The sequence below is a fragment of the Streptomyces olivochromogenes genome, from assembly GCF_021538895.1.
Lineage (GTDB): Bacteria > Actinomycetota > Actinomycetes > Streptomycetales > Streptomycetaceae > Streptomyces > Streptomyces olivochromogenes_A.
On sequence record NZ_JADDRL010000265.1, the window covers coordinates 1 to 1,097 of the forward strand.

Sequence of the window (1,097 nt, forward strand, 5' to 3'; positions counted from 1 at the left end):
CGGATCGCGGTCGGCGCCGTGTACAGGATCGTCACGCCGTACTTCTGGACGATCTCCCAGAACCGGCCCTGGTGCGGGGTGTCCGGGGTGCCCTCGTACATGACCTGGGTGGCGCCGTTGGCGAGCGGCCCGTACACGATGTAGGAGTGGCCGGTGACCCAGCCGACGTCGGCCGTGCACCAATAGACATCGGTCTCGGGCTTGAGGTCGAAGACGGCGTGGTGGGTGTAGGCGGCCTGGGTGAGGTAGCCGCCGGAGGTGTGCAGGATGCCCTTCGGCTTCCCCGTCGTACCGGAGGTGTAGAGGATGAACAGCGGGTGCTCGGCCTCGAACGCCTGCGGAGAGTGCTCGGCGGACTGGCGGCCGACGATGTCGTGCCACCACACGTCCCGGCCGTCCGTCCAGGCGACGTCCTGGCCGGTGCGGCGCACGACGAGGACGTGCTCGACGTTGTCGACGCGGTTGATCGCGTCGTCGACGGCGGGCTTGAGGGCGGAGGGCTTGCCGCGGCGGTAGCCGCCGTCGGCGGTGATGACGACCTTGGCGTCGGCGTCCTGGATCCGGGTGGCGAGCGCGTCCGCGGAGAAGCCGCCGAAGACGACCGAGTGGGCGGCGCCGATCCGGGCACAGGCCAGCATCGCGATCGCGGTCTCGGGGATCATCGGCATGTAGACGGCGACCCGGTCGCCCGGCTGAACTCCCAGCTCCAGCAGGGCGTTCGCGGCCCGGGAGACCTCGTCCTTGAGCTCGGCATAGGTGATCGCGCGGCTGTCACCGGGCTCGCCCTCGAAGTGGATCGCGACCCGGTCGCCGTTGCCCGCCTCGACATGCCGGTCGACGCAGTTGTAGGCGACGTTCAGCTCGCCGTCCTTGAACCACTTGGCGAACGGCGGGTTCGACCAGTCCAGCGTCTCGGTCGGCTCGGTGGCCCAGGCCAGCCGGCGGGCCTGCTCGGCCCAGAAGCCGAGCCTGTCAGCCTTGGCCTGTTCATACGCCGCCGCCGTGACGTTGGCGTGCGCGGCCAGCTCGGCGGGCGGCGCGAACCTGCGCTCTTCCTTGAGCAGGTTGGCCAGGCTTTCGTTGCTCACGACATCTCC

Annotated in this window: 1 protein-coding gene; it reads right to left on the reverse strand. The window is 69.9% G+C overall.

All coding sequences use genetic code 11. From position 1 onward, the window contains the following. A partial coding sequence (locus tag IPZ69_RS46725) for an AMP-binding protein (protein WP_235461016.1) occupies positions 1 to 1,088 on the reverse strand: 1,088 nt, incomplete at its 3' end. Positions 1,089 to 1,097 lie beyond the last annotated feature (9 nt).